Annotated in this window: 14 protein-coding genes; 5 read left to right on the forward strand and 9 right to left on the reverse strand. The window is 46.6% G+C overall.

From position 1 onward, the window contains the following. Position 1 precedes the first annotated feature (1 nt). The 4 genes from tuf (at position 2) to BLW60_RS10545 (ending at position 5,715) form a co-directional block, all read left to right on the forward strand. On the forward strand, positions 2-1,201 hold the full coding sequence (gene tuf / locus BLW60_RS10530; protein WP_074717130.1) for an elongation factor Tu: 1,200 nt from the start codon (positions 2-4) through the stop codon (positions 1,199-1,201). Positions 1,202-1,307: 106 nt separating this feature from the next. Then, complete coding sequence (locus BLW60_RS10535; RefSeq protein ID WP_074717132.1) at positions 1,308-2,219, forward strand: ATP-binding cassette domain-containing protein; 912 nt, start codon at positions 1,308-1,310, stop codon at positions 2,217-2,219. After that, entirely contained in the window at positions 2,212-2,949 is a 738-nt protein-coding gene (locus BLW60_RS10540; RefSeq protein WP_074717134.1) for an ABC transporter permease, read from the forward strand. Before BLW60_RS10535 ends, BLW60_RS10540 begins: the two co-directional genes overlap by 8 nt. A gap of 204 nt (positions 2,950-3,153) precedes the next feature. Next, complete coding sequence (locus tag BLW60_RS10545; RefSeq protein WP_074717136.1) at positions 3,154-5,715, forward strand: carbohydrate-binding protein; 2,562 nt, start codon at positions 3,154-3,156, stop codon at positions 5,713-5,715. Positions 5,716-6,067: 352 nt separating this feature from the next. Here BLW60_RS10545 and asnB read toward each other — a convergent pair whose 3' ends face one another. The 3 genes from asnB to BLW60_RS10560 form a co-directional block, all read right to left on the reverse strand. Then, positions 6,068-7,888 carry an asparagine synthase (glutamine-hydrolyzing) gene (gene asnB, locus BLW60_RS10550; RefSeq protein ID WP_074717138.1) on the reverse strand — a complete coding sequence of 607 codons (1,821 nt, stop codon included), beginning with the start codon at positions 7,886-7,888 and terminating at the stop codon, positions 6,068-6,070. A gap of 263 nt (positions 7,889-8,151) precedes the next feature. After that, positions 8,152-8,895 (reverse strand): pyruvate formate-lyase-activating protein, encoded by a 744-nt coding sequence (gene pflA / locus BLW60_RS10555; RefSeq protein WP_074717140.1) that lies wholly within the window; start codon positions 8,893-8,895, stop codon positions 8,152-8,154. Beyond that, positions 8,892-10,217 carry a CCA tRNA nucleotidyltransferase gene (locus BLW60_RS10560; protein WP_074717142.1) on the reverse strand — a complete coding sequence of 442 codons (1,326 nt, stop codon included), beginning with the start codon at positions 10,215-10,217 and terminating at the stop codon, positions 8,892-8,894. The genes pflA and BLW60_RS10560 overlap by 4 nt, the downstream gene beginning before the upstream one ends. Before the next feature lie 504 nt (positions 10,218-10,721). On the opposite strand from BLW60_RS10560, the gene BLW60_RS10565 reads away from it, so the two are divergent. Further along, positions 10,722-14,003, forward strand: a complete 3,282-nt coding sequence (locus BLW60_RS10565; protein ID WP_074717144.1) for a carbohydrate-binding domain-containing protein — start codon at positions 10,722-10,724, stop codon at positions 14,001-14,003. Positions 14,004-14,297: 294 nt separating this feature from the next. On the opposite strand, the gene BLW60_RS10570 is transcribed toward BLW60_RS10565, so the two are convergent. The 6 genes from BLW60_RS10570 to BLW60_RS10595 form a co-directional block, all read right to left on the reverse strand. Next, complete coding sequence (locus BLW60_RS10570) at positions 14,298-16,298, reverse strand: protein kinase domain-containing protein (RefSeq protein ID WP_074717146.1); 2,001 nt, start codon at positions 16,296-16,298, stop codon at positions 14,298-14,300. A gap of 213 nt (positions 16,299-16,511) precedes the next feature. Continuing rightward, positions 16,512-18,989, reverse strand: a complete 2,478-nt coding sequence (locus tag BLW60_RS10575; protein ID WP_074717148.1) for a coiled-coil domain-containing protein — start codon at positions 18,987-18,989, stop codon at positions 16,512-16,514. A 47-nt stretch (positions 18,990-19,036) separates the two neighbouring features. Then, positions 19,037-20,284: a glutamate-5-semialdehyde dehydrogenase gene (locus tag BLW60_RS10580; RefSeq protein WP_074717150.1), complete on the reverse strand. Its 1,248-nt coding sequence runs from the start codon at positions 20,282-20,284 to the stop codon at positions 19,037-19,039. Positions 20,285-20,312: 28 nt separating this feature from the next. After that, positions 20,313-21,107, reverse strand: a complete 795-nt coding sequence (proB, locus tag BLW60_RS10585; RefSeq protein ID WP_074717152.1) for a glutamate 5-kinase — start codon at positions 21,105-21,107, stop codon at positions 20,313-20,315. A gap of 14 nt (positions 21,108-21,121) precedes the next feature. Further along, on the reverse strand, positions 21,122-22,072 hold the full coding sequence (locus BLW60_RS10590; protein WP_074717154.1) for a D-2-hydroxyacid dehydrogenase: 951 nt from the start codon (positions 22,070-22,072) through the stop codon (positions 21,122-21,124). 3 nt (positions 22,073-22,075) lie between these two features. Then, positions 22,076-22,417 carry a hypothetical protein gene (locus BLW60_RS10595; RefSeq protein ID WP_074717156.1) on the reverse strand — a complete coding sequence of 114 codons (342 nt, stop codon included), beginning with the start codon at positions 22,415-22,417 and terminating at the stop codon, positions 22,076-22,078. Positions 22,418-22,502: the final 85 nt, after the last annotated feature.

Below are 22,502 nucleotides of genomic sequence, written 5' to 3' on the forward strand. Positions count from 1 at the left end.
AATGGCTAAGGCTAAATTTGAAAGAACCAAACCCCATGTAAACATTGGTACAATCGGACACGTTGACCACGGTAAGACAACTCTTACTGCTGCTATCACAAAGACTCTCGCTCTGAAGGGTCAGGCTCAGTATGAGGCTTACGATATGATCGATAAGGCTCCAGAAGAGAGAGAGCGTGGTATCACAATCAATACAGCACACGTTGAGTACGAGACAGACAAGCGTCACTATGCTCACGTTGACTGCCCAGGTCACGCTGACTACGTAAAGAACATGATCACAGGTGCTGCTCAGATGGATGGTGCTATCCTCGTTGTTGCTGCTTCTGATGGTCCTATGGCTCAGACAAGAGAGCATATCCTTCTTGCTCGTCAGGTTGGTGTTCCTGCAATCGTTGTATTCATGAACAAGGCTGACCAGGTTGATGACGAAGAGCTCCTCGAGCTCGTAGAGATGGATATCCGTGATCTTCTCTCAAGCTATGATTTCCCTGGCGACGAAACACCTATCATCAAGGGTTCAGCTCTTGCAGCTCTTAACGCTCCTGATGATCTTAACGATCCAGCTTACAAGCCAATCCTCGACCTCATGGACGCTGTTGATGAGTACATCCCAAGCCCTGAGAGAGACGATGCTAAGCCATTCCTTATGCCTATCGAGGATACTATGACAATTTCAGGTCGTGGTACTGTTGTTACAGGTAGAGTAGAGCGTGGAAAGCTCAACGTAAACGAGCCTGTTGAGATCGTTGGTCTTTCTGACGAGAAGCTCAACACAGTTGTTACAGGTCTTGAAATGTTCAGAAAGACTCTTGACTTCTGTGAGGCTGGTGATAACGTTGGTGCTCTTCTCCGTGGTATCACAAGAGATCAGGTTGAGCGTGGACAGGTTCTTTGTAAGCCAGGCTCAATCCACCCACACACAAAGTTCAGCGGTCAGGTTTACGTACTGAAGAAGGAAGAGGGCGGCCGTCATACTCCTTTCTTCAACAACTACAGACCTCAGTTCTACTTCAGAACTACAGACGTTACTGGCGTTGTAAGTCTTCCAGCTGATAAGGAAATGTGTATGCCTGGCGATAACGTTGCTATGGACGTTGAGCTCATCACTCCTATCGCTATCGAAGAAGGACTCCGTTTCGCTATCCGTGAGGGTGGTAGAACAGTTGGTTCAGGCGTTGTTACAAAGATCAACGAATAATTTAGTGCTCATAAAAATATAACGACTTTAGGCGGTCGTGCTTATAGCATGGCCGCCTTTTTACGTTATCACATTGTTATAAAATAGTCAAAGGCAGGTCGATATTATGGAATACATTCTACAGACCCAGCAGCTCAGTAAGCAGTACGGAAAATTTCATGCACTTACCAATCTTACTTTAAATGTTCCAAAGGGTGCAATATATGGTATGGTCGGACGAAACGGCGCAGGTAAAACTACATTAATCCGTATTATCACGGGTCTTAACAATCCTACTTCGGGTGAATACTCACTTTTCGGAGTAAAGAATAGTGACAAGAAGCTTCTTGAAGTCAAGAGAAAGACAGGAGCTGTTGTCGAAACACCTTCACTTCACCCCGATATGTCTGCAAGAGATAATCTTATCCAGCAGACAAAGGCTCTCGGCATATCAAACGATAAGATAGATGAGCTCCTCAAGCTTGTAGGTCTTGCTAATACAGGCAAGAAAAAGGCTAAGGACTTCTCTCTCGGTATGCGTCAGAGACTTGGTATAGCTTTCTCACTTGTTGGTGATCCCGAATTTCTTATCCTTGACGAGCCTATAAACGGTCTCGACCCACAGGGTATCATTGAAGTTCGTGAGACCATTCTCCGCCTCAATCAGGAAAAGGGCATCACTATCCTTATCTCAAGCCATATCCTCGATGAGCTTGCTCGTCTTGCAACACATTACGGCTTTATCGAGCAGGGTCATGTTATCAAGGAAATGAGTGCCGAGGAGCTTGAAAAAGCTTCACGCAGATATGTTCGCATTAACGTTAATGATACAGCTGCTCTTGCAGAGGTACTCAACGGTATGGGTGCTGAATTCAATATCACATCAGAAAATGAGGCTGAGATCTATACACCTGTACAGGTAACTCCTCTTGTACTCGCTCTCAATGAGAAGAACTGCTTCGTTAACTCCATGTCAGAGAATCACGAAAGTCTCGAAAGCTATTTCATGAATCTTGTAGGAGGTGCTCAGAATGTCTAATTTACTCGCAGAAGGTTTCAGACGACTCTTTAAAGGAAAGCGTTTTTACATTGTTCTTGTTATTATAATGGCTATCCCCGCAGCTGCCTGTATATTCATAAAGATCTTTGAGAAAAGCAAAGTGAATGTCGGCGACGGATTAGTATTCGCTATGATAGGCACAATGACTATGTTCATAAGCATTGCCGCAGGTCTGTTTATCGTACAGGATTTTAAGAACAATACAATACGAAATAAAATAATCATCGGTCATTCAAGGACTAATATTTATCTTGCAAATCTGATAATATCATTGACGGTTGCCTTTATTTATCAGGTAGCTTACTGGCTCGTACTTATTGCATTCAGTAAAACTTTGCAGAAATTCAAATCATTCCCAGGCACGGAAGTTTTCCTTAATATGCTTTTTACAATTGTTATCTTATTTGCATTCACAAGCTGTTTTGTATTCCTCTGCACTTCAATGAGAAATACAGGCGGTTATGTACTTTCACTTATGCTTGATACAATTGTAACTATGATAGCAGGTATTATATATACTTTCGTAAAAAATAAGATAGTCAGAAATGTTATTGAGTATGGTCTTCCAAGCGTGCAGATAGACGGATTTAAGTATAATCCAACAAATGTTGACGATAAGTTATGGCTGATGATACTTATTGATCTTGGTATATGCGTTGTTTCAACCATTGCAGGTATAGCAATATTCAAAAAAGCTGACCTTAAATAATAAATTCAGAAGCTTCCTTCGGGGAGCTTCTTTTTTATGCACTTTTCCGTAATGATGATACTATATTATATGTTGAAATAGATACCAAAACATCAAAAAACAAATATGCACAGTAAAAAAGTACTATATTTCATTGCTAAATCTGTGAAAACAATGTATAATGTTAATATAGAAAGTATAGCTTTTTATCAGGAGGGTGTTAAAATGAATAGAAAGTTGAAAAGACTAACTGCCCTGCTAATGGGAGTAGTGACTGTTTTCGGAAGCAGTTCGGCATTTGCTCCAAAGCAGAGCGGCAGTATAATGAAAGCTTCTGCGGCAGGGAAGATACTTGCATTCCCAGGAGCTGTAGGCGGCGGTAAATACGCTACAGGCGGTCGCGGCGGAGAGGTGTATCATGTAACTAACCTCAATGACAGCGGCGAAGGCTCTTTCCGCGACGCTGTAAGCAAATCGGGAAGAATAGTTGTTTTTGATGTCAGCGGCACTATCGAATTGCAGGGAAATATACTCTGTTCGAGCAATGTTACCGTAGCAGGTCAGACTGCTCCGGGCGGCTCGGGCATAACGCTGAAAAACTACAAAATGGGTATGTCGGGAGACAATATAATCTCTAGGTATATAAGCTCCCGTCCCGGACCTTATGCGTCAACAAGTTCGGGCAATGACGCATGGGGCGGCGCAAAGGGCTCAAATTCCATAATCGATCACTGCTCAATGGGCTGGACTACCGATGAACAGTGGGGACTTTACTCCAATAATACAAACTATACCGTTCAGTATTCCGTACTTGGTCCTGCGGACTCATGGGGCGGACACAAAAAGGGACTTCACGGCTTTGGAATAATGCTGGGAAAGGGCGACCTTACCTTTGACCATAACCTTATCATACATAATGTTTCCCGAAACTTCCGCGGAAAAGTGCCTGACCAGTACACAGCCGATTTCACCAATAATATCATCTATGACTGGGGCTATCAGACGACTTACGGTACTATCGGACACCTTAACTACGTGAACAATACCCTCAAAGCAGGAAATTCCACTACTGGCGGCTATCACTATATGTACGTTGACAGTACCACAAAGCCTGAGAATTTCAAGGTATACTGCGCAGGAAACCGCCTTATAAACAAGGACGGCTCGTTCCACAGCGTCACTAATGACAACTGGTCGGGCGTTACTGTCAAGGACGGAATAGGCATAACTAAAAACAACCTTTACAGCAGCACGGCTTTCCCCATAAATTCGGACGGCGAGAACCTGTCCACAGCTATGACTTGCGAAAGTGCGGCTGCTTCATATGACCATGTTATAAGCTTTGCAGGCAATGGTATCTCACCCGATAAGCGTACAGCTATTGATAAGCAGTGCGCCGAGGAGACTAAAAACGGTACGGGACAGTGCAGCGGTACTGCGGCATATGACTCGTCTGAGGCTAATCTCTCAAAGTACAACATAAAGTGCGGAGTTACCTACAGTTACCCGTCAGCAGTTACGAAAAAGGAAATAACCGATGCCGATAACGACGGCATGGACGATAGCTGGGAGCTTGCCCGTGGACTTGATCCCACCGATCCCGATGACTATGCAGACGATTACTGCGGTCAGGGATACATGAATATCGAGTATTACATCAACGACCTTACGGTGAATTCGTTCCCCGAGGGCGTTGTGAAGCTGTCTCCTACAGACGGCAATTACACATCTGTTCAGACTGTATCTGCCTTTGAGGAGATAGAAGCCGATTCGTTTTCGGATAAGAAAGGCATAATCGTCGAGGAATATTCGGGCAGATCAAATAATTTAGCTCTTGTTTCTGACGGCGACTGGGTGAAGTATAGCAGAATAAACTTTGGAAGCGGAGCAAATTCTTTCAGCGGATGGATGGGCGGCTATCCTTCAAAGATCGAACTCTATCTTGACAGTATGGACGGAACTCCTGCCGCAGTCATAGATTACAGCGGCACAAAATCGCTGAATGATTATCATACATTCGAGACTAATATCAAGACAATAACAGGTACTCATGACCTGTATATGGTATTCAAGGGCGAAAGCGAATATCTTGTAAATCTGTGCTCATTCAAGTTCGGAAAAGACAAGCTGCCTCTTAGCGGAAAGCTTTTCAAGAGCGTTGAGGTAACTGAACAGGCAAATCCCGACTCATGGAAGATAGCTTCAGATGCAGCTGTAGGCTCGCTCATATTCGGCGACAGGGACTTCAAGATCTCGGAGTTACAGTCGAACCTTGAAGGTGCGGAGATACTTCTTACCTCATGCGACGCCAAGGGGACAACAGGCGATGCTGCGTACTTTACGGCTGGCAGCGATATGTCGCTTTATGTGGGACTTGACAGCCGCGTAGAGAATGTACCTCAGTGGCTCGGCGATTATTCTCTTATGAGAACGCTGTGCAAGTCTGATAACGATGTTACATTTATGATGTATAAAAAAGAGGTCAAGGCAGGGGAGAAGGTAACTCTCGGCAGCAACGGTCAGACATATAAGTGCGTTAACTATATCGTTATGGGAGTCCCTGTGGTCAATATCGCTCCCGTATACTCTGTTGGAGATATAAACAATGACGGATATATTGGCATATCCGACCTTGTTACCCTGCAAAATCACCTGCATGGAAAGATGCTGCTGATACAGGAGCAGTTTGAGTATGCTGATATAAACGGAGACGGAGATATAGACGTATTCGACAGCGTTGACCTGAGAAAGCTTATTATCTCGGGAATGAAGATCATATTGGACTAAGTTGAGAGTTGAGAATTGAGAGTTGAGAGTTAATGTGAGCGCAGCTCACGGCGTTCCTTTGTAGGGGCGGATATTATCCGCCCGTTAGTAACGAAATAACTGAAAATATAATGTTGTAGGGGACGGTGACTCCCTGTAGTACAGGGAGATGTCAGCAAAGCTGACAGAGGGGCGCGGCTCCTGTTTGGAGTCCTCGACGTCCCTTAACAGATACAACAATAATATTTGTGGGGCGATGTGGGCATCGCCCCCCTACAATGAGCGATAATGAAGCGGTTTCACCATTTAATTATCGGGCGAGCGGAACTCGCCCTTACAATGGGCTAACGGCTGAAATCTCTATTTAGCAAAGCTAAATAGAGATTTTTATGTCAAAGCGTTCCAGCCAGTAATTTAGCTGAATAAAAAATGCGATAGTCTGGGGCAGGTTCATGAGCTGACCGTACCACTGTACGTGTTCCTCATGCCGCAGCAGCTTTTCAAGCTCCTCGCGTTTTACGAGCTGAGTGAGCCTTTCACCGCCGTTGTCAAGGATATTACGCAGCTTCGCGGTAACTCCCTCAAGAAACGCAGGATTATGAGTTTTCGGATAAGGACTTTTCTTGCGCCACAGGACTTTTTCGGGCAGCCATTCCTTCATGGCTTCGCGGAGAAGTCCTTTTTCTCTGCCCATATAGTCCTTGTACTCCCACGGCACGTTATACAGGTATTCGGCTATTCGGTAGTCGCAGAAGGGCACACGGACTTCAAGTCCGCTGTACATGGACATTCTGTCCTTGCGGTCAAGGAGAGTCTGCATGAACCAGTGGAAATTCAGCTGTGTCATCTCGCGCATACGGTATTCCAGGGGACTGTCCTCAGGGAGCTTCATTGCGTAGTCGGCAGTCTTGCGGTACGCACTGTAAACGTATTCCTCGGCATCTATCTTAGCGGCGTAGTCGTCGCAGATGAAGCGTTTGCGGTAAGCAGTGCTCTGTGCCCACGGGAAACCGTCAGTCATGCGGATATCCTTATCCCTGTACCACGGATAGCCGCCGAATATCTCGTCTGCGCACTCGCCCGAAAGTGCAACTGTGCCGTATTTCTTTATCTCACGGCAGAAGAGCAGGAGAGAAGCGTCCACATCTGCCATTCCCGGGAGTCCCCGCGCTTCTGTGGCTTCATCGAGAGCGGCTATAAGCTCGGGAGTATCGACTACTGTCCGGTGGTGGTCTGTACCCAGATATTCAGCCATGCAGGAGATGTATTCGGGATCGCTGTCAGGCTGAAAATGGCTGCTTTGGAAGTATTTATCGTTGTCGCGGTAGTCCACGGAAAATGTGGAGAGAGTCTTGCCCTGCTTTTTAAGTTCGGAAGCTGCCACTGAGGATATAAGGCTTGAATCCAGTCCCCCCGAAAGGAATGTGCACACAGGCACATCGGAGACAAGCTGACGGCGGATAGAGTCAAGAACAAGCTCACGGACGTGCTCGGCGGTCTGCGCAAAGCTCTCGCGGAGCTCATATGCCCGAAGCCGCCAGTACTCCCACAGGCTCAGCCCTTCCGTGCTGTAATAGCCGCACCAGCCTGCATTAAGCTCCTTTACTCCGCGAATGACTCCGCAGCCTATTGTTCTTCCCGGAGCAATGAGAAGAAGCTCTGCCGCGCCTTGAGCGTCTATTTCGTGTGGGATATCAGGGTGTTCGAGGAGCGCAGGGAGTTCCGAGGCAAAGATGAGCTTGCTGCCCGTATCATAGTAAAAAAGCGGCTTAACGCCTATCCTGTCACGGGCAAGGAAAACGCGGTGTTCCTGCTCATCGTATACCGCAAATGCAAAGATACCGTTGAATTTGTCAACGCAGGAGCTGCCCCATTTTATGTAGCTTTTGAGGACTACCTCCGTATCGGAATGAGTATCGAATGAAAAATCCTCGGACAGCTCTTTTCGGAGCTCGGCGGTGTTGTAAAGCTCACCGTTGTATACTATCGTATATTTTCCGCAGCTCATAGGCTGTCTGCCGCCGTCAATGTCAATGACTGCAAGACGGGTGTGTATAAGTGCAGCTTCACGGGTCAGCATCATGCTGTGCTGGTCGGGACCGCGGCGCAGAAGCGCACGCTGCATTTTCTCGTAAATTTTCATATCCTCGCGCATATCTTCAATAAAGCTTATAGCTCCTGCAATTCCGCACATAATATCTCTCCACCGCTTTCCAGCATACGGCACGCTGATCTTAGCCCTTAGCCTTTAGCCCAATGTAGGGGTGGATATTATCCGCCCGTGTATGACTTGCGCAATAAAATAACATGAACCAATTTGTAGGGGAGGGCGCCCTCGCCCTCCCGAGTGGGTATGTATTATTATTGCGGGAGCCCGAGGGCGGGCTCCCCTACAAATGTAAATTATGGTTTATTATATGAAAAAGACCTCTGATGTGTGTCAGAGGTCGTGAGATATTATTTTTGTTTGCGGAGTCCCGAACGTATGCCGTCCATAATAGTGTTGCGCGCTTTTACAGCGTCCTCCTTAGAGAGGGGGGGCGTGTCGCCGAGAGGATAATCAAGTTCCAGCTCAGCATATTTCGGCTTTGCCATATCGTGATAGGGGAGCACATCAAGGGCTTTCAGATTGCTCAAAGTTGATAGATACTCACCAAGCGCGAAAAGCTCCTCATATTTATCTGTTATCCCGGGGACTACAACGTGGCGTATCCAGACAGGTATGCCAAGATCGCGGATATGCTCGGCAAATGCGAGGATATTGCGGTTCCCTTTGCCTGTAAGCTCCCTGTGGCAGTCGTTGTCGATGTGCTTTATATCCAGCATCACAAGGTCGGTATATTTCAGCACTTCGTCTATCTTTTCGTGATGAGCAGGATCGTAAACTCCTGCGGAAGTGTCAAGGCAGGTGTGTACTCCCTTGCTTTTGGCAAGTGCAAAAAGCTCTGCAAGGAATTCGGGCTGTGCAAGAGGTTCGCCGCCTGTTGCGGTGATACCGCCTGTTTTAAGGAATTCCTTGTACGAGTCATACTCTTTCATAAGCTCCTCAGCGGTAGTCTCTTTGCCGCCTGCAAAGTCCCATGTATCGGGATTGTGGCAGTATTTGCACCTCAGCGGACAGCCCTGAAAAAACACCACAAAACGTATTCCCGGACCGTCAACTGTTCCGAAGCTCTCTGTGGAATGTATCCTTCCTGTCATAAACTGCACCTCTGTTCTGCATAGTCCATTATTTCAGCTTTGTCGTTGTTAAGGTCGCCGTCTATGACGTGACCAAGTATCTCATGCAGCATCGAGCCTATTTCCGAGCCTTTAAAGCCCAGTACTGCAAGGTCGGAGCCTTTTATAACAAGTCCGCGGATATTTCTGCACTCGTTATTGTCAACTATTTCATGTCCCATTGCGATAAGCTTGTCAAAGAAGATGTTCTCCTCGAGTACAAATTCATTTTTAGCCGAATTATCGCACTTCTTCATGACCATAAGGCTGAAGAACAGCTCGTCCCCGATATTGGACATCATTTTCTTCACATCTGCGCGGCAGCGTATCTTCTTGCTGTGGTTGGCGATAAGTGTGGAAACATCGGCTATGGACTTATTATCGTAGCGAAGCTCTCTCATAAGCTCCCGAGTCATTTCCGCACCTACGCTGTCATGCTTTTTGAAGTGTCCACGACCATTCTCGTCAAGTGTCATACATACAGGCTTGCCGATATCGTGGAAAAACAGAGCTCTGCGGAGAAGAATATCCTCGCATGGAGCAGAAGCCAGAGCGCGGACGATATGCTCCCAGACATTGTATTTATGGTAGGGCGAACGCTGGTCAAGCCCGATACATGGCTGAAATTCGGGGATAACTGCGGTGATGATGTCACTGTATCCAAGAAGCACATCAATGCAGTTTTTACCGCATATGAGCTTGTCGAGCTCCTCGCGTATGCGTTCACGGGATATATTTTTTAGATCGTCCCTCATTCTGTGGACGGCTGCTGCGGTAGCTTCGTCGATGGTGAAGCCAAGCTGCGAGGAAAAACGCAAAGCCCGCATTATCCTGAGAGCGTCCTCGCTGAAACGCTTTTCGGGCTCACCTACACATCTGATGACACCTGCTTCGATATCGTTTTTTCCGCCGAAAGGGTCGATGATGCTGCCGTTTTTGTTCATTGCTATGGCATTTACGGTGAAATCGCGCCTTGCAAGGTCTGCGGTTATATCAGATGTGAACTCTACCCTGTCAGGACGGCGGTGGTCGGAGTATTCACCGTCAATGCGGTATGTGGTTATCTCAAAGGGCGAGCCGCCGCACAGTACGGTAACAGTGCCGTGCTTTATACCTGTGGGTATCACCCTGTAATCGCGGAAAACCTCAAGTATCTGCTGGGGAAGAGCGTTTGTGGTTATATCAATATCGTGGCATTCTCTGCCCATTATGCCGTCACGGACACAGCCGCCGACCATATATGCTTCAAAGCCGCAGCTTTCAAGCTCTGTAAGTATCTGCCGAGTATTCGTATCTATATTCACAGTGGCTGCCTCCTTTCAAATCATAATTTTGCGCAGCAAAATTATGATTTAGTTGAGAATTGAGAGTTGAGAGTTTTGGTGTCGCCTGCGGCGACATTATTTAAATAATGTGAGCACAGCGAACATAATTATACTACTTTCTACTCACTAATTACTAATCACTAAAAACTATTATACTGCAAATGCGGCTTTTTTGCAAGTCGTTTTAGATCATACAGCAATAATGGACTGCTTATCGCGTTTTTTTGGTGATTAGGCAATATGCGCAATACGAATATGTTGTTTTTGGGCTGATTGCTCAATTGCTTAAAAACGTTAAAAAGTGTATAATAAAAAAAGAGTGGGGATATCTAAAAAAAACAAAAATATTCGTCCAAAATAGTAATTTTAAGGCTCGTTTAAGCAAAATTTAAGATTATTTCAAGGTGCAGCCATTATAATCTAATCATAGTCAAAACTTGGTTGACTTTGAATGGGCGATATTAAAAAAGGAGAATGATGTTTATGAAGAAGAATGGCTTAAAGAAGCTTGTTGCAGGCATTTCAGCAGTATGTGTTGCTGCTTCTGCACTTCCTGTTTTCAGCTTTGCAGCTGATGCCGCAGTTTCAACAATGGTCGGCGATGCCAACAGTGACGGACAGGTCGATCTTTCCGATGCCGTTATGATAATGCAGGCACTTGCCAATCCTAATAAGTACGGCGTAGGCGGTTCGGACGAACACTCTATTACTGAACAGGGCTGGAAAAATGCCGACTGCAACGGCGCAAATGACGGTGTATCCACAAACGATGCGCTTGCTATCCAGATGTATCTCTTGGGCAAGGGAGAGCTCAGCAGCGGCAAGACAGACGTTCCGCCTGTTACAGAAGCTACTAAGATCCACCTCAAGAACACTTCTATCGAGGTCGAGGGCGATAACGCAGCAGTAGACGGTACTACAGTTACTATCACACATTCGGGTGAGTTCTACGTTGACGGTACTCTCGATGACGGACAGATAAACATCAATATTGCTGATACAACAGCAGATGCTGAGACAGTAAAGATATTCCTCAACAATGCAAATATCACAGGTAAGACTGCTCCTGCTATCTATGTTACAAATGCGGAGAATACCTCTATAAACATTGTTGACGGTACTACTAATACTATTACAGACGGTGACACTGCTTATTCAGGGGACTTCGCAAAGGCTGCTGTTATAGAAGCCAAGGACGACCTTACTATCAAGGGCGGCGAAAAGGGAGACGGTGTTCTTGAGATCACTGCAAATACTCAGGACGCTGTTTCTTGTAACAACGACATCAAGTTCAACGGCGGTGATATTACTATCACAACTCTGAACTCTACAGATAAGACTGACGCTGTAAAGGGCAAGAAGTCTGTTACTGTAAAGAGCGGCAAGCTCAAGATCGAAGCTGAGGGCGACGGTATCAAGTCAGGCAAGGGCGCAGTTGCTTTCTCAGGCGGTTCTGTAACTATCAAGGCTGGCAATGACGCTGTACAGGCTGAAACAACTATCGACATCAGCGGCGGCAAGCTCATTGCAGGCGGCGACAGAGGTCTTACAGCTGTAACAGGCGTAAACATCACAGGCGGTACAGTAATTGCTACTGCTACTGATAATCAGGTAGATGAAAAGCTCCTTACAGGCACTACTCAGACTACTGCACTCCTCAATTGTATCGCAAATCCCGAAAATGAAAAGGACGGTACATGGAGCAAGGACAATGCAATAGTTACAGACAGTGTTGATGTCAAGTATCAGAAGAAGTTCAAGTATGTCCTCTTCAGTGATACTTCTATCAACGGTGCTAAGTCATGCGGCTTCAAGAACCTTGCAACAGGTAATGCTGTAACTCATACAGACGGCAAGCAGACACAGTTCCAGCTCAGCCTTGTAACTGTATTCAATAATGTTGATCCTTCAGGCGTAAGCAGCGGTACAACTACTGATCCTACTACACCTGATGATCCTACACCCGTTACAGACGAACTGACTATCACTCTTTCCGATGCAGGCATGGTCACAAATGCATCATCTGAGGCTAAGGTAGAGAACAACGTCTGCACTATCTCTCAGCCCGGTAAATTCACTGTAACAGGCGAGATGACAGGTGGTCAGATCGTAATTGACGTTGACAAGACAGCTTATCCCGATGGAGTCGTAGAGCTCGACCTCAGCGGCATGAGCCTTACAAATACAAAAACTTCTCCTATATACGTAGCGTCTATCGCAGACGAGGTAGTTATCGTTGCCAAGAACGGCACAGAGAATACTATCTCTGACGGTACTGAGTACACAAACGCTGACAACGATACGGGAGCTATCTACTCCAAGGACGATATAAAGTTCAAGGGCAAGGGCAAGCTCACAGTAAACGGCAACGCAGCAGATGCTATCGTAGGCAAGGACGATATCAAGATATATAACGGCACTTTGGTCGTTAACGCAGCTGATGACGGTATCCGCGCAAAGGATACTCTCACTATCGGCAATACATCATCAGACGGTACAGAGGTGGACTATTCCGCCCTCTCCGTAACAGTAAAGACAAAGGCAGGAGACGGCATAAAGGCTACTTCTACCGATGTTTCTTCAACAGCAAAGCAGCTCGGACTGGTAACTATCAACGGCGGTACAGTAAATATCGACTCTTACGCTGACGGTATCTCAGCAGAGCAGTTCTTCACCATGAACGGCGGCGACCTGACTATCAAGACTTATGAGGGCAGCTCCTACGCAGGAACAGGCAGCACTCAGGGCGGCAATACTCAGGGCGGCTTCGGCGGCGGCAGACCCGGCGGTGGCGGCGGAATGGGCGGCATGATGGACGGAAATTCCAACAAGACCGATATCTCCGCAAAGGGCATAAAGGCAGTAGGTCTTTATGACGAGGCAGGTACTACATGGCAGAGCGTAGGCGATATCACTATCAATGGCGGTACTATCACTATCGACTCTTCCGATGACTGTATCCACTGCGGCGGCAGTATGCAGCTTATCGGCGGCGAATTGAAGCTCTCATCAGCAGATGACGGTGCTCATGCCGACCATGATCTCACTATCGGCACAAAGGACAGCGGCAAGTACGATGATATCGTTATCGCTGTAGAGAAGTGCTATGAGGGTATCGAAGCTCAGAAAATTTACCAGAACAGCGGTTCTGTTATCGTAAACTCCACTGACGACGGCTTCAATGCAGCAGGCGGCAGTGACGGTTCGGGAATGGGTAACACAGGTATGCCTTGGGGACAGGGCGGCGGCGGTTTCGGAGGCGGCGGCTTCGGCGGCAACTCAGGAAACTATCTCCTCCAGTTCAACGGCGGTTTAGCAATAGTTAACGCTACCAACGGCGACCACGACGGTTACGACTCCAACGGTAATATTGAAATAAACGGCGGCTACATCATTTCAAACGGCAACGAACCGTTTGACTGCGGTGACGGCGGCAGCACTATCTCAGTAAAGGGCGGAACATGGGTATCCAACTGTTCGTCAGGCGGTATGAGCATGGGCGGCAGCGAGATGTCCGCAAGCGCAACAGCTTCAGCTAATGTATCCGCAAATACAAGATTATCACTGGTAGGAAGCGACGGAAAGGTAATAGTATCTTTCATCGTAGACAAGGCTGTAAGTCAGTTAAAGGCAGGCGGCAATGGAACATCGGGCGCATCTTTCTACACAGGCGGAACCCTTAACGGTTCTACATATTTCCAGCAGGTCGATCCGACTCAGCTTGCAGCCTTTGGCGGTACTCTCTCAGGAGGTACGAAGTGTTAATGACTGTAAGGAAAGTCGTTTTCGATAAATGATATTCTTTACAATTTATCATAAAAGCCACAGTGTAAGCTGTGGCTTTTATGATTTCAGAAACAAAGAGTTAGAGCAGAAGTAAAAAGTTGAGAGCTTAGAATTGTGGAGTCGCCTTCGGCGACATTATTTAAATAATGTGAGCGGAGCGAACACATTAACTCTCAATTCTCAACTCTCAACTCTGAACTAAACGATAATACAAAGCCCCGAAGCAATTAAACTGCCTCGGGGCTGAACTTTTATATGATGTAATGTGACTTATTATTGCGGATTTTCGCCGCCCTCGCCGCCGCCTTCGACAGGCTGCTGCTCAACAGGCGGAGCAGGAGGATCTGTTGGTGGTTCTGTCGGAGGATCAGTAGGTGCTGGAGCCTGAGTTGTAACAACAGGAGCCTGTGTAGTAACTACAGGAGCCTGAGTTGTAACTACAGGAGCCTGAGTTGTAGGAGCAGCTGTAGTGTACTGAGGTGCTTCGGAAGTCTCGGAAACATAGTAAACTGTAAGCTTTTTGCCTTCCTTGTTGCTGAAGAAGTCACCAGCATGGACTACCTTGCCGTCTACCTGTATCTCTACTACAGTATTAGCCTTGCCGTAGGAGTTCTTAGACTCAACGAACTGATAATTGAAATCAGTTATACCTGCCTTGTCAAGAGCGTTCTTGTACTGGTCAACAGTCAATCCTGCATAGTCAGGGATATAAGCTGAGGATTTGCCCTTGCTGACCTTTACCTTGATGACCTGTCCCTGAGCGATCATTTCGCCCTTCTTGACGCTCTGCTCAAAGATCATATCATTTTCGTAATCATCATTGTAAGCGTAATCAGCATCGAGTACAAAGTGGTCTTTCCACAGTTCCTTTGAGTGCTCATAGAATTTTCCGACGAGATCAGGCATCTCAGTGTCTGCTGCATTGGTCGTCTCGGCTTCGTCTATTACATTCTCGGTAACTGACGGACGTTTCGGCTTTACTGCTGTGTTATCCTCTTCCTCGGGATTTGAGAAAAGATTGATAATGATCACTGCAAGTGTCATAAGTATTGCAAGCAGCAGAAGTCCGATGATTATCGGGACTTTTATACGGTCAACGGTATTGACCTTTTCATATTTATAGCTGTCATTTCGGCGTGACTGAGCACTGCGCTGGTGTATCACATTCTGAGGTTCAGGCTGCTGATACTGCTGCTGCTCATATGCAGGCTGTTCGTAGACAGGCTGCTGATACTGCTGCTGTTCATATGAAGGCTGAACAGGATCAGGGAGCACTGTTGTATTTTCGAGTTCTTCCTCTTCTTCCTCGGAAGGCTGCTCGAACAGTCTTGTAACAAGCTCTGTGATAGTCTGTATACGGTCTCTGCCGTTTAAATTCATACCTTCCATGATAACTCTTGATACATGGCGCGGAATACGCGAATCAAGGTCATGTGGCTCATGCAGGTCGTCGTGCTTCAGACGGCTGAGTGAGTCAACAGGCATACAGCCTGTAAGTGCTCTGTAAAGGAGAGCACAGACTCCGTAAACATCAGTCCATGAACCCTGACGGCTGCTGCTGTTTGCAGAATACTGCTCGGGAGCTGCATAGCCCTTGAAAAGCTCGTATTCAAGGCCTGCATTGGCAGTTCTTACAGCTGATACGCAGAAGCCTGAGAGCTTCAGCTCGCCCTTGTCTGTGATATACACAGTATCGGGACTTATTGCACGGTGTATGATACCTGCGTTATGGAGTATGCCGATAGTGGTAAAGAGCGGCGGGAATATCTTTGAGACCTGTTCCCAGCTCAGCTCGCCTGCATTTTCCTTGAGATAATCCAGCATTTTAACGCCGTCGATGTACTCAAAGATAGTGTAGGTAGTATTATTCTCGGCAAACATATCGAGAATAGGCGGTATATTGGTATTGTTCCTGAGTCGTGCAAGAGACTTGTTGAGCTCTGTATATTCCGCCATAAAAGCCTTGTATTTAGCAAGGTTGTTATAGTTTACACTGATAGTTGGTTTGTTCTTTACACGGGTGCAGAGATTGATAGGGACATATTCTCTTATATGCACTTTCTTTCCTGTAGAAATATCAGTGCCTATATATGTAGCACCCTCGCCGTTGTATTCCAGAAGAATACCGCAGAGGTACTTGCCGTGGAGTATTGTACCGGGTGGGACATACATGGGCTCGTGGGCGTCGCTCTCAACAAATCCGCATGACGGACATACATGAAGCGATGCGTCGTACTGTTCCATGCATCTGTAGCAAAATTTACTGTCTCCCAAAGCAGCTCCTCCTCCTAAAAATAGTCGATGCATAATAAAGGCATCATATCTATTTTATCAGTAAAACAGAAAAATGTCAACCATTTAGAGCCTTATATTCCTCATTCTCATGAATTTGTATTTTTTTTGTAATAATTTCACGAAGTTTTTTTCTTAATTGTAACATTTGAGGTAAAAGAAAGAGGTCTGAAATTGCTTTCAGACCTCATTATATTATATATTTCCGTTATTAACAGAAATTATCTTCATTGAACTGAACTTGAATGTGCCGTCATCTTTTTCGGTAAGGCGGAATTCAACGTTCTTTGATACGTTCTTGTCCATCCACTGTGGGAGCTCGTCAACATAGTCAACATTGAGAGTATAGGTATTGCCATTCTTGACGATAGACTTTATCTCAGGTGAGTATGTATGAGTTATAGGCTTTGATCTTACGTTATACACGCCGTCTGCATAGTAGAAGCGTGATTCAATAGGACCTACTGTTGCGTGCTCAAACGGAGGCAGGTTTTCGCCGAAAAGCTCTACTGCATACTTCTCAACATCTACATCAGGGATAGAAACAGTATCAAGTGTGAGCTCATACTTTGATATCTTGCTTTCGTCCATTATGATAGACCATATAGTAGCTGTGATTATCTGCTCGGATGTAAGCTGTGAAGGGTCGGAGAATGGCTCTATATCCATGATAGCAGCAGGGTATATCATCTGAGTGAAGCTGTCCTTTTTAGCTTCGCCCGAAGTGAAGCTGCGAAAAAATCCGACGCACTTGATAATGGTAGCGATAATGCCGATAACTGCAAATATGGTGAATATTACGCCAAGAACAGTGAAAAGGCGTTTTCTCTTGTATGGGTCGCCTGCGGTGAGCTCGTCGGACTCAGTATGCTCACTGCGCTGTGCGATAAGCTCGTCGGGATCTTCATCAAGTATGCGTCCCAGAGCAGAAGTTATCTTGCCCTTTGGCTTTTGAGGAGCAGTTTCCGTAGGCTCAGAAGCTTTTTCTGCTTCTGTCTCAGCCTTTTCTGTAACTTCCTCGGCAGCTGATGTCTCAGTCATTTCTGTATCCTCAGCAGCTGATACATCTTCTTCCTCAGTGATGAAGCTGTCCTCGGCAGGCTCTTCGTCAGATACTACAGCAGGTGCAACTGCGCCCATCTGTGCTCTTCTCATTTCGATGACCTGCTGCTGCTTATCAGCTGAAAGCTCGTCAAAACGCTCTTTGAGCTCGGGTGAGAGCCCTGCGATTATATCCTCGTCTGAGAGTACCAGTGGCTCACTTGGAGCTTCGGCAGCTTCTTCCTTTGGTGTATCCATATCTGCAATGGCTTCTGCCGCGTCCTCGCGGATATTGTCCAGCATATTGCCTACAGGATCGCTGTAGCTTTCGGTACTCTCGCTGTCCTCGGGGTGATTTATAGCAGCAATAGCTGCGTCAATAAGCTCTGTTGCCGACGGAGACTCATCTGACTCGAATAATCCGTCCTCGGGAACAGGATCTGTATCTGTATCGGGCTTGGGTTCTTCCTTGCCCTTATTCATAAGCTTCTTGAAGAAACCGAGCTTCTTAGGCTTTTCTGTTTCTTCTTCCTGTATTTCGGGCACTGCTTCCGAAGCAGCTTCGCCCAGAGCTTCTATAGCTTCATCAACGTCTTTCTCGGCAGGAGGAGCAAATGTACTGATATCGCCTGAAACAACTGTCTCGGGCGCACTGCCTTCGATCTCCTCTGCAAGACGCTTCATTTCTTCGATCTGGCGGAGTTTTTCTTCTTCTGCATCAATACGATGATACTTAGCTTCTTCCTCGGCTATGCGCTGTCTTTCAGCTTCCTCAGCCAGTCTCTGACGCTCAGCTTCTTCCTCGGCAATACGCTGTCTTTCGGCTTCCTCAGCCAGTCTCTGACGCTCAGCCTCTTCCTCGGCGATACGCTGCCTTTCAGCTTCTTCGGCAAGTCTCTGACGCTCAGCTTCTTCTTCGAGCCTTCTTCTTTCGGCAGCTTCCTCTGCAAGGCGTTTTTTCTCCGCAGCGGCTTCTGCGATCCTGCGTGATCTTTCTTCTTCCTCAGCTATACGCTGTCTTTCAGCCTCTTCACGGGCAAGTCTGCGCTGCTCTGCTTCTTCTGCAAGACGCTGTCTCTCGGCAGCAGCCTCAGCAGCTCTTCTTGCTCTTTCAGCTGCTCTTGCTTCTTCAGCAGCAGCTTCGCTGGCAAGCTGAGCCTGTCTTTCTCTTTCAGCTTCTTCGCGTCTGAGTGCCTCATAATCAGGAAGCTCTCCTGTTATGACGATCTTCTTTTTCTTTACAGGCTTTGGGAGCTCTTCGCTCATTGGGATAGCATCGAATACCCTTGTTGTCTCTGCCGAAGCTTCTGTATGCATGACTTCGGATATGATATTCGGTACTTCTTCCTCTTCCGCCTGCATTTCAGGCTCAGAAGCTTTTTCTGTCGGCGGTGCGAACTCCCATACAGAAGGCGGTGTATCCTCATGATACTCCTCAGTGGGAGCAGCATCATCAAGGTAATGCTTTTTCTCGTCTTCAAGTGCGTGGAGCAGATCATCGACCGACATATCGTCGAATTTGCTCTTTCTTACGGAACGGGGAGTATTATGGCTGCGGGCAGGAGTACTCCCACCGCCGCCGCCGTCCATAAGACTGTTGAGCATATCGTCAAGATCTTTTCTAATAGCCATTTCGACCTCCAAAAATCAAATAAAAACTGGATATATAACTAAGGCAGTTATCTTACCTGACCGTTTCCGTTTATCAGATACTTAACTGTTGTAAGTTCAGTAAGTCCCATAGGACCTCTTGCGTGGAGCTTCTGTGTGGAAATGCCTATTTCTGCGCCGAAGCCGAATTCTCCGCCGTCTGTGAAGCGTGTTGAAGCGTTTACGTAAACTGCCGCAGCGTCTACCTGCTTCTGGAATTTCTGTGCATTTTCAAGTGAACGTGTGATTATGCACTCTGAATGTTTTGTGCTGTACTTTCTTATATGAGCAATAGCTTCATCTATATCGTCAACTACCTTTACAGCGATGATGTAGTCGTCAAACTCTGTTGCATACTCTGTTTCGGTAGCCTTTTCTATGGAGCTGCCGAGGATAGCGATGGTCCTGTCACAGCCGTATATCTTTACGTTATGTACCTTGAAGCGTTCAGCAATGAGTGGCAGGAACTTGTCTGCGATATCCTTGTGAACGAGAAGGCTCTCGATAGCGTTGCATACGGAAGGACGCTGAGTCTTTGCGTTGTCGGTCACTTCAACTGCCATATCAAGATCGGCAGAAGCGTCAACGTAAACGTGGCAGTTTCCTGCGCCTGTTTCGATAACAGGTACGGAAGCGTTAGTGACTACAGCCTGTATGAGACCTGCACTGCCGCGCGGGATTATAACGTCAACGTAGCCGTTGAGACGCATGATCTCGGTAGTTGTCTCACGGTCGGTCTTGTCCACTACCTGTATCATATCAGCAGGGAGTCCTGTTTCTTCAAGAGCTTTTCTCATTATGCTTCCGAGGCATACGTTGGAGTTTATAGCTTCCTTGCCGCCCTTGAGGATAACAACGTTTCCTGTTTTTAGGCAGAGTGCAGCAGCATCAACGGTAACATTCGGACGTGATTCGTATATGATAGCGATAACGCCCAGCGGTACACGAGTCTTGATTATCTGCAAGCCGTTGGGACGGTTGCCGCCGCCGATTACCTCACCGATAGGATCGGGGAGATTGATTATATCGTAAAGGCTCTTTGCGATGTCCTCGATACGCTTTTCGTTGAGCAGGAGCCTGTCCTGCTTTGCTTCCGACATACCGTTAGCCTTAGCGTTTGCGATATCCTTTGCGTTTTCAGCGATTATAAGGTCTTTGTTTGCTATAAGTGCCTTTGATATCGCTGCAAGAGCGTCATTTTTCTGTGATGTGGAAGCACTTATGGCAGCAGCTTCCGCAGCCTTGGCTCTTTTGCCCAGTTCCTCTGTATAACTCATAATTACACCTCGTTGTTAGTGGTCTGTATTATTGTTTTGCTTTGAAAAGAGTGCCTATTTCCTTATTTTCAAACAGGTCATAGAGCTTTTCGGGATCTTTTCCGTTCATTATTATCATGTCTATGCCTGCATTTGTAGCTATTTTTGCAGCGGTTATCTTTGTGGACATACCGCCTGTTCCCAGACTTGTTCCTGCACCGCCTGCCATAGCCTCTATCTCGGGAGTTATCTTCTCGACAACAGGTATGGGCTTGGCATCGGGATTTGAACGGGGGTCATCGTCATAGAGAGCGTCTATATCCGAAAGTATCAGCAGCAGATCGGCTCTTGAAAGCTCCGCAACGAGAGCGGAAAGGGAGTCGTTCTCGCCTATTTCAAGCTCCAGCTCATCAATAGCGATAGTGTCGTTTTCGTTTACTATAGGGATAACGTCCATACCAACCAGCTTCTCCACAGTATTCATGAAGTTTTCGCAGTGGTTTGGGTTATTGATGATAGTCTTTGTTAGCAGTATCTGTGCCACTGTTACGCTGTATTTTGCGAACATATCGTCGTATACGTGCATGAGCTCGCACTGTCCGATAGCGGCTACAGCCTGTTTTGTCTTGGTATCCTTTGGCTTCTCGGGGAGACCGAGCTTTCCTGCGCCCAGACCTACAGCTCCCGAAGATACCATGATTATCTCACGACCTGAGTTGTGAAGATCGGAAATAACGCGCACCATATTTGTCATTCTGCGTATATTCAGCTTGCCTGTCTTGTGGGTAAGTGTGGAAGTACCCAGCTTTATGACGATACGCTTTTTTTCTGATATATTTCTCATAGGATCAGCTTCCTTTAGTTGACTTTATTCTGCGGACAGCCATTCTGCCACGCCTTTATATTGCTGCATACGATGTCCACAAGGCGTTCTCTTGTTTCGAGAGGTGCCCATGCTGTATGCGGAGTGATCACGCAGTTTTTTGCACCTTTAAGGGGAGTATCCGGTGACATTGGCTCTTTTACCAGTACATCGAGATAAGCAGCTGCTATCTTTCCGTCATTGAGAGCCTTTGCCAGGTCGGCTTCGTTTACAACTCCGCCTCGTGAAGTATTTATCAGCATAGCAGAGGGCTTCATATGGGATATGAGCTCGCTGTTGATGATGCCTGCTGTCTTGTCTGTAAGAGGACAATGGAATGTGAGCACATCAGCCTTTTCTGCGGCTGTATACAGGTCTGTGACCTCATACGGGCAGTCCTTGGGCTGAGTTCTTGTGCTTATGACTATATTCATGCCGAAGGCAGAGCCTATCTGAGCTGCCTTGCGTCCGATAGAACCGTAACCCACAATGGAAAGAGTCTTTCCTGCAAGCTCGGCAGTAGGTACGGGGAAGTATGAGAAAGCAGGTGAACGCTCCCACTCGCCGTTCTTTACAGCGATGTCGTAGTCCCTTATACGGCTGTAGCGGTCAAGTATGTAAGCAAAGGTCTGCTGTGCAACAGCGTCAGTGGAATACTGACCTGCATTGCATACAACGATGCCTTTTTCTGCGGCATATTCTATATCCACATTGTTGAAGCCCGTGGCGAAAAGTCCGATATACTTGATATTGGGACAAGCGTCCATAACTTCCTTTGTAATGAGCACCTTGTTGCAGAGCACTATGTCTGCATCTCCGATATTAGCAGCTGTTTCCTCGGGGGGAGTAAGTGGGATTATCCTTACGTCGCCCAGCTCTTCAAGCTGAGAAGTGGGGATATCTCCGCTGATATTGACTGTATACCAGTCAAGGACTGCAATTTTCACAGCTTAGTCCTCCTTGTCTTTCTTGTCGGAAGAAGCTTTTTCCTCAGCTGTTTTTGGCTTTACGAATATAGAAGTGAACAGTGCTGTGACAATGAGTATGAGTTCGATTATACCTACAGTGTAGAAAAGAGTTTTATTATTTGATACCCATAAGAGAAGTGAAAGCGGAACAGCTATAGCGAAAATAAGCTGGAAAGGCTTTTTCTGTACCGCAAATCTGTAGCTGAAAAAGATGATAGAGATAACTGCCAGAGCAAGGTGCATCGAGAACGGGAATGGGAAGATAGTCGGATTTTCTGCGTCTGATATCTGGGCTAAACAAGTAAACATATTTGTAAGGTTCATATTATCTCCTGACCTCCGCCGTCCGTAATATATCTGAAATGGGGCGGAATTTATAAATTTGCAAAAGTCTGCACATTACAGTATA

The organism is Ruminococcus flavefaciens, from assembly GCF_900108555.1.
Taxonomy (GTDB): domain Bacteria; phylum Bacillota; class Clostridia; order Oscillospirales; family Ruminococcaceae; genus Ruminococcus; species Ruminococcus flavefaciens_P.

What these genes read in the sequence shown, in the direction of transcription:
- tuf (WP_074717130.1), top strand. Translation starts at nt 2, where the DNA reads ATGGCTAAGGCTAAATTTGAAAGAACCAAACCCCATGTAAACATTGGT.
- BLW60_RS10535 (WP_074717132.1), top strand. Translation starts at nt 1,308, where the DNA reads ATGGAATACATTCTACAGACCCAGCAGCTCAGTAAGCAGTACGGAAAA.
- BLW60_RS10540 (WP_074717134.1), top strand. Translation starts at nt 2,212, where the DNA reads ATGTCTAATTTACTCGCAGAAGGTTTCAGACGACTCTTTAAAGGAAAG.
- BLW60_RS10545 (WP_074717136.1), top strand. Translation starts at nt 3,154, where the DNA reads ATGAATAGAAAGTTGAAAAGACTAACTGCCCTGCTAATGGGAGTAGTG.
- asnB (WP_074717138.1), bottom strand. Translation starts at nt 7,888, where the DNA reads ATGTGCGGAATTGCAGGAGCTATAAGCTTTATTGAAGATATGCGCGAG.
- pflA (WP_074717140.1), bottom strand. Translation starts at nt 8,895, where the DNA reads ATGACAGGAAGGATACATTCCACAGAGAGCTTCGGAACAGTTGACGGT.
- BLW60_RS10565 (WP_074717144.1), top strand. Translation starts at nt 10,722, where the DNA reads ATGAAGAAGAATGGCTTAAAGAAGCTTGTTGCAGGCATTTCAGCAGTA.
- BLW60_RS10575 (WP_074717148.1), bottom strand. Translation starts at nt 18,989, where the DNA reads ATGGCTATTAGAAAAGATCTTGACGATATGCTCAACAGTCTTATGGAC.
- BLW60_RS10580 (WP_074717150.1), bottom strand. Translation starts at nt 20,284, where the DNA reads ATGAGTTATACAGAGGAACTGGGCAAAAGAGCCAAGGCTGCGGAAGCT.
- proB (WP_074717152.1), bottom strand. Translation starts at nt 21,107, where the DNA reads ATGAGAAATATATCAGAAAAAAAGCGTATCGTCATAAAGCTGGGTACT.
- BLW60_RS10595 (WP_074717156.1), bottom strand. Translation starts at nt 22,417, where the DNA reads ATGAACCTTACAAATATGTTTACTTGTTTAGCCCAGATATCAGACGCA.